Annotated in this window: 6 protein-coding genes; all 6 read left to right on the forward strand. The window is 57.8% G+C overall.

Going from position 1 to position 7,548, the window contains the following annotated elements; translation table 11 throughout:
- The first annotated feature begins 45 nt into the window (after positions 1 to 45).
- The 6 genes from lon to IJL83_05580 all read left to right on the forward strand — a co-directional run bounded on the left by lon (position 46) and on the right by IJL83_05580 (position 7,310).
- Complete coding sequence (gene lon / locus IJL83_05555; GenBank protein MBQ6553062.1) at positions 46 to 2,385, forward strand: endopeptidase La; 2,340 nt, start codon at positions 46 to 48, stop codon at positions 2,383 to 2,385.
- Positions 2,382 to 2,966, forward strand: coding sequence for a YihA family ribosome biogenesis GTP-binding protein (locus IJL83_05560; protein MBQ6553063.1), 585 nt, complete (start codon positions 2,382 to 2,384; stop codon positions 2,964 to 2,966). Before lon ends, IJL83_05560 begins: the two co-directional genes overlap by 4 nt.
- Before the next feature lies 1 nt (position 2,967).
- Positions 2,968 to 4,269, forward strand: a complete 1,302-nt coding sequence (lysA, locus tag IJL83_05565) for a diaminopimelate decarboxylase (protein MBQ6553064.1) — start codon at positions 2,968 to 2,970, stop codon at positions 4,267 to 4,269.
- A 189-nt stretch (positions 4,270 to 4,458) separates the two neighbouring features.
- On the forward strand, positions 4,459 to 5,028 hold the full coding sequence (locus IJL83_05570) for an RNA polymerase sigma factor (protein MBQ6553065.1): 570 nt from the start codon (positions 4,459 to 4,461) through the stop codon (positions 5,026 to 5,028).
- Entirely contained in the window at positions 5,018 to 6,211 is a 1,194-nt protein-coding gene (locus IJL83_05575) for a hypothetical protein (GenBank protein MBQ6553066.1), read from the forward strand. The genes IJL83_05570 and IJL83_05575 overlap by 11 nt, the downstream gene beginning before the upstream one ends.
- 52 nt (positions 6,212 to 6,263) lie before the next feature.
- Positions 6,264 to 7,310: a hypothetical protein gene (locus IJL83_05580; GenBank protein ID MBQ6553067.1), complete on the forward strand. Its 1,047-nt coding sequence runs from the start codon at positions 6,264 to 6,266 to the stop codon at positions 7,308 to 7,310.
- Positions 7,311 to 7,548 lie beyond the last annotated feature (238 nt).

Raw genomic sequence — 7,548 nt, forward strand, 5'->3', positions numbered from 1 at the left:
GGGGCAAGCTGATACTTGCCCCGCGCCTGTTTTTACGGTGAAACTATGAACGAAAACAACGAACCGAGAATAATACGCGATATACCGATGATCGCGCTTCGCGGAATGGTAATGTTCCCGAAGACGGTCATGCACTTCGACGTCGCGCGCGACGTTTCGCTCGCGGCGCTGAACTACGCGATGGAGCACGACTGCGATATCTTTCTCGTCGCGCAGCGCGACATAACCGTAGACGCGCCGAACGAGAAGCAGCTCTACGCCGTCGGGTGCATCGCGCGCATAAAGCAGATACTGAAAAACCCCGAGGGCGGCATCCGCGCCGTTGCCGCGGGCTTTTCGCGCGCCGAACTGTGCGGCATAACCGTGCGTAAGCCGTTCCTCCGCGCCGACGTCGCGCTTTGCGAAACGAAGCCTGTCAGGAGCAGCGCGGTCCGCGTCGAAGCGCTCCGCCGCAGCGCGATGGAGCTGTTTGAGGAATACTCCGAGCTCGTGCCGCGCATGGCGCCCGACCTTTATATGAACGCGGTCGCGACGACCGACGTCGGTGAACTTGCCGACTTTTTCGGCGAATATCTCTACTTCAAATACGAGGACCGTCAGACCATACTCGACGAGCTCGATCCCGTCAAGCGTATAAAGCGCGTCGTGGCGATATTCGAGAAGGAGATAGACATCCTCGAGCTCGAGAACGACATACACTTCCGCGTCAAAGAGCAGATCGACAAAAACAACCGCGAATACTACATACGCGAGCAGATCCGCGTGCTGAACTCCGAGCTTGACGAGGATGAAGACCTCGACGAGTGCGACGCCTACGAGGACAAGATCAAGGCGCTGAAGCTCTCGGCCGAGAACGAGGAGCACCTGATGAAAGAAGTCGACCGCCTGCGCAAAATGCCCGTCGGCTCGCACGAAGGCACTGTCGTGCGCACCTACCTCGACACCGTCATCGACCTGCCGTGGAACACCTTCACAAAGGAGAAAAACGACCTCGCCGCCGCGAAGAAGCAGCTTGACAAAGACCACTGGGGCCTCGACAAGATCAAAGAGCGTATCCTTGAGTTCCTCGCCGTCAAGCAGCTCGCGCCGGACATAAAAGGGCAGACCATATGCCTCGTCGGACCTCCCGGCGTAGGCAAGACCTCGCTGGCGAAGTCCATCGCCAAAACGCTTAACCGCAAATACGCGCGCATTTCGCTCGGCGGCGTGCGCGACGACGCGGATATCCGCGGCCACCGCAAGACCTACATCGGTTCTATGCCCGGCCGCATCATGAACGCCGTCAAGCTCGCCGGAAGCAGCAACGCGCTGATCCTTCTCGACGAGGTCGACAAGCTCTGCAGCGACTTCCGCGGAGACCCCGCCGCCGCGCTGCTCGAGGTGCTCGACGCGGAGCAGAACAACGCCTACCGCGACCACTATATAGAGCTGCCGTTCGACCTGAGCAACGTAATGTTCATCACCACGGCGAACACGACCGACAGCATTCCCGCGCCGCTGCTCGACCGAATGGAGCTCATCGAGCTCGACAGCTACACCCGTGAGGAAAAGCTGAATATCGCGAAAAAACACCTGCTCCCGAAGCAGATGAAACGCCACGGACTCAGCCGTTCCGTCTTCTCGGTGACCGACGGCGCGATACTTGAGATTATCGACTTCTACACCCGCGAAGCCGGCGTCCGCGAGGTCGAGCGCGAGCTTGCCGCCGTCTGCCGCAAGGCCGCGAAAGAGTACCTTGAGAACGGCAAGCGCATTAAGGTCGACGAAAAAGCCGTCGGCCGCTACCTCGGCGTGCGCAAGTTCCGCGAGAGCGACTTCGCCTCCGAAGGCGCGGTCGGTACGGTCAACGGCCTTGCGTGGACATCCGTCGGCGGCGTGCTGCTTCCCGTCGAAGTCAGCGCGCTCGACGGCAGCGGCAAGCTTGAGCTGACCGGTCAGCTCGGCGACGTGATGAAGGAATCCGCGCGCACTGCGGTCAGCTTCATCCGCTCCCGCTGCGACGCGCTCGGCATAGACAAGGATTTCTACAAGACGAAGGATATACACATCCACGCTCCCGAGGGCGCGGTGCCGAAGGACGGCCCCTCCGCCGGAATAACAATCGCGCTTGCGCTCGCGAGCGCGCTTTCCGGCCGCAAGGTCGCCGGCGGTATCGCGATGACGGGGGAGATAACCCTGCGCGGCAGGGTGCTGCAGATTGGCGGGCTGAAGGAGAAGTCGATGGCGGCGTACCGCCACGGCATAAAGCGCGTTATAATCCCGAAGGAAAACCTGCCCGACCTCGAGGATATCTCAAAAACGGTCAGGGAAGCGACCGAGTTCATCCCCGTGTCGCATATGGACGAGGTGCTCGCGCTCGCGCTTGAAAAGGACGTGGGCGAATGATAAAGTGGCAGAACGCAAGCTTCGAGACATCCTGCGGCGCGCCTTCTCAGCTGTTCGCGTCCGACCTGCCGGAAATCGCGTTCTCCGGCAAATCGAACGTCGGCAAGTCATCGCTCATCAACAAGCTTCTTGGCAGGAAATCGCTGGCAAAAACCGGCTCCGAGCCGGGCAAAACGCGCACCGTCAACTTCTTCAATATAGACGGGCAGCTCCGCTTCGTCGACCTGCCGGGCTACGGCTACGCGAAGGTCTCCAAAGAGATAAAGGAAAAATGGATGAAGCTGATGGACGCCTTCTGGCAGAGCGAACGCGACCTGCGGCTCGTGCTTCAGCTCATCGACCTGCGCAACGGGCCGAGCGCGGACGACCTCATGATGCTCGACTTTCTCAACTATTACGGCTACGATTACGTCGTCGCGGCGACGAAGGCCGACAAGCTCTCCAAGCGCCAGCGCGCCGAGAACATAGAAAAACTGCAGTCGATAAAACAGCTCTCCGGTGTGAAGATCGTTGAATTCTCAACCTTTGAAGACGCGGGGAAGAACGAACTGATCGCAATGATCGAAGAAAAGGTGAAGTAAAATGTTCGTATCCGATCACGCAAAAGTCAACGCCGCCGGACACCTCGCGTTCTCCGGCGCCGACACCGTCGCGCTCGCGCAAAAGTACGGCACGCCGCTTTACGTCACGTCGCTCGACGGCGTGAAGGCGTCCTGCGCCGAATTCACCGCCGCGCTTCAGAAGCATTACGGCGGCAGGGGAATGATCCTCTTCGCGAGCAAGGCGAACTGCAACAAGGCGGTCTGCAAGACGGTCTCCTCCTGCGACTTCGGACTCGACGTCGTTTCGGGCGGGGAATTGTATACCGCGCTGAAGGCGAACGTCAACCCGGAGAAAATCTGCTTCCACGGCAATAACAAGACCGAATCCGAGCTGCGCCTCGCCATTGAAAGCGGCGTCGGCAGGATCTTTTCCGACAGCATGAGCGAGCTCGACGATATCGAGCGTATCGCCGCCGAACTCGGCAAAAGGGTGAAGGTGCTCGTCCGCGCCAACCCCGGCGTCGAAGCGAGCACGCACGAATATATCATGACCGGCCAGGTCGATTCCAAGTTCGGCCTCTCGATCGAGAAGGGCGACGCGCTCGCCGGCGTGCTGAAAGCCCTCGCGAGCGAGCATATTGAGCTTGCGGGCATCGACTGCCACATCGGCAGTCAGATATTCGAGGTGCTTCCGTTCGAGGACGAGGCGGAAATGCTGATGCGCTTCCTTGTGAACGTCCGCGCGCTCACCGGAGTAACGCTCCCCGAGCTGAACATCGGCGGCGGCTTCGGCGTGCGCTATGTCCCGTCGGACGATCCGCTTTCCGCGGACCGCATAATCGGCGCCGTCGCGGCTCGCGTCAAACGCTTCTGCGCGGAAAACGGCTTCCCCGAGCCGTTCCTGATGTTCGAGCCGGGCAGGGCGATAGTCGCGAATAACGGCATAACGCTCTATACCGTCGGCTGCGTCAAGGAGATCGAAGGCGTCCGCAACTACGTCAGCGTCGACGGAGGAATGTTCGATAACCCGCGCTACGCGCTCTATAAAGCGCGTTACACCGCCTGCGTTGCGAACAAAGCGTCCTTCCCGTCGGATTACCGCGCCGCGATAGCGGGCAAGTGCTGCGAAAGCGGCGACCTCATCGGCAGGGATATCGAGATCCAGCGCCCGGAGCGCGGCGATATCCTCGCCGTCTTCACCACCGGCGCGTATAACTATTCGATGTCGTCGAACTACAACCGCAACCCGCGCCCGGCGATGGTCGTCATCGAGAACGGCGAAGACCGCGTAGCGATCCGCCGCGAAACCTACGCCGACCTCGCCGCCTTCGACGAGGAATAATCGGCGCAAGAATAAAGAGTACCAGAAGACAGTCACTTTGCCGTGGCTGTCTTTTTTACGCAAAACCGGCAGAGGGGCGGCAAGCTCGCAATTTCATAATTTTTATGCTATAATAAAAAAGAGAAAAATTTGTGACCAAACAAGTGTTTTTTCTGTGTATTAGAGTGAAAGGCCTTTCAGCAAAGGGGAATGGAGTGCGGCGTGAACGACGAGAGCATAGTCGCTTTGTTCTGGAACAGAGATGAGAGCGCGGTCGCGGAAGCGCAAAAGCAATACGGCGCTTATTGCCGATACATAGCGGAGAACGTGCTGGGTGACGAACGCGACGCCGAGGAATGCGTCAACGACGCGCTTCTCTCCGCGTGGAACAGCATACCTCCCAAGCGTCCGGAAAACCTGAAAGCGTATCTCGGTATGCTCGTCCGCAACGCCTCGGTGAACAGGCGTCTGCGCAATAACGCGAAAAAGCGCCTGCCGAAGTCGCTCGGCTCGCTCGAGGAGCTCGGCGAGATCGCGGCTTTCCGCGACGTAGACGGGGAGGTCGGCGCCCGCGAGCTTGCGCGTCTGATCTCGGATTTCGTCCGCTCGCTCGGAACGACCGAACGAAACGTATTCATCCGGCGATACTGGTATTACGATTCGATAGACGAGATATGCAAGCGCTGCGGCTTCGGCAAGAGCAAGGTCAAGATGATGCTCAAGCGCACGCGGGATTCACTCGCTGAGTATTTGAAAGAGGAAGCGGATTATGAATTATGAGCTTATAAACGAAACGATAGGGCTGATGGATTTTGACCTTATCGAAGCGGCGGACGAAGCCCCGCAAAGCGCGGGCGCCGTGCGCGTTACGCCGTTTGTGAAAAGGCCGTGGCTGAAATGGGCTGCCGCGGTGGTCGCAATAGTCGTGATCGCCGCCGGAACGCCGCTCGCGTTGAAAGCGATCGGCTCCTTCCGCAACGAAAACTTCGTCGCCCCGAACGGCAGCGGCAATTCCGGCGTCGTTGTTCCCGTCGACAGCAGCGAGCCCGACGGCAGCGAGCCGGACAGCGGCTCAACCCCGAGCGGCGAAGACGGATCGGGCTCAAGCGACGGCGGCTCGCAGCAGCAAGGCGGCGAAAGCGCGCCTCACGGCAGCGAGCAGCAAACCCCGCCCGCCTCGGATCCGCCCGAAACGAGCTCGCCCGAGCCAGACTCCTCCTCATTTGACATCGAAGTCGGCTCCGGCAGCATCGGCGGCCCGCTGAGCATCGGCGGCAGCCATTTCGGCGGCAACTTCCACAAAAAGAATATGCCCGCGGTCACGTATCGGATAAACGGCGAATCAAAATCCTTCGATTATGACCACTCGGCATGGATAATGATCGACGCGGAATCCGACCTTGACGGCAACGAGGGCGTATATATCATAGATTATTACTCCGGCAAAGACGGCAGCAGCGCAGTCGCGTATGACGGTTCCGAAGAGCTGATGGAATACACCGGCCGCTATAACGACTACGGCTCCGGCGATGAGATCTCCGAAGTAGCAGCCGCGGAAGCGGCAAAAAACGTGCTGCTTAACACCGATCTCCCGTTCGCTGCGCTCGAAAACCTGCAGATCTCGAAATCGGAATCCGGCAAAAACTATTACAGGATCGTGGTTTCCTTCACCGGCGGCGAAGTCGAGATTCTTCTCAACAAAGACGGCAGTCTGAAGCACTTCATCGTCAACAGAGACGCCTCCGTCTGGCTGACGCCGGAGAGGATAGCGGCGGGCAGGGAAAAGCTCGACGCGAAGATCGACGCGTTGAGCGCCGAGCGGCCGAACGAGCGCTTCGTCGCTACCGGCGTCGAGAGTTATCAAAAGCTCGCGAATAAGATATACGCGATCTACGAAGTGATACAGTATCCGTATCAAGGCTCGGATTTCCAAAAACGGTTAAGATTCTACTGCGTCGTATAACGCCGCTTTTCGGATAACGCTTGACAAATCAGAGAGGGAGGAAATAATAACAATGAAAAACCTCACGAAAAAACTGCTCGCGGCGCTTCTGACGCTGCTGATGGCCGCTGCACTGATGCCGGTGACAGCTTCGGCGGATCAGAACGCGATCATCATCGTCGAACTCAACGAGCCCTACTACGGCGAAAACCTTAACGAGATACTTCCGGAGATCAAGATGGAGGTATCGTATTCCTTTATTGACGGCTACGCGTTCGTCGTCTATTACGCTCACACCTCTGACGAAGACGCCTACGCCGCCGCCGCGGCTCTGGAAGCGAACCCGCGCGTCAAGAGCGCGACCTACTGCCCCGGTAACCCGACCGAAAACACCTCCCGCGTCAGGTTCCATATCACGATCTCGGAGGATTATTTCGGCGAGGATTATTACACGCCGATATCCTCGGTAGAGTTGGGAAAGCTTTTCCCCGGCAGGACGATAAAAAGAGCCAGCAAATGGGGCTTCCGCAGTTTTGATATTTACTTTGATGTCAGCTCGTCGGAAGAGTGGTACGAAATCTATGACGAGTTAAAATCCAACCCGTTCATTCTGTCGTTCCACACCTTCGACATGGGCGGTTCCGGCAAAGCCGTTACGATCGGCACTCTCGCGGTGACGACGAAGGCGGAGCATACCGAAAATGAGATCATCGGCCTGTATGCGGACTTGGGAGCATACGAAGTTGTCGAATCATACTCCGGGCATTATTTCAAGTTCAACATTCGTGACAGATCGCTCAGAGGAACGCTCGAGGCGGTCAAAGCGCTGAAGAACAATCCCGACGTCGCAAACGTCGTATGGACAGATACGATTGGCTTTCCGACCGTAATGCCGAAGGAGCTTGAAGAATCCGAGTTCCTTGCGCCGGAGCGCGAGGAGGTAACTGTATCGACCGCGCTCGGTGCGTTAAGGATAGCTGCGCAGCTTACCGAGGTCAGAAACGACGTTTATGATTATAAGCTCGCTGACGCGATCTGGCAGTTCGACTGCGACGGCGACAAAGAGATCACCGTTTCCGACGCGTTGCGCCTCCTCCGCAAAGCCGCGAAGCTTGCGTGAGATGACCAAAATCACCAGTTCTATTATCTGTAATTAAGTATTTGTTATCTGTGGTTAAGTATTTCGGAAAACCCCTTGACAAATTCGGGGGGAGGGTACTATATAATATAGATATACTCAACCGTATCAATAGAATTATCGCGTGTATGTGAACTAACGGAGGTAATACTATGAAAAAACTCACCAAGATCATTTCCGTGATATTGACGGCGGCGCTGCTGCTCGCTTTGCTTCCAGC

The sequence above is a fragment of the Clostridia bacterium genome (assembly GCA_017438525.1).
Classification (GTDB): Bacteria; Bacillota; Clostridia; order Oscillospirales; family RGIG8002; genus RGIG8002.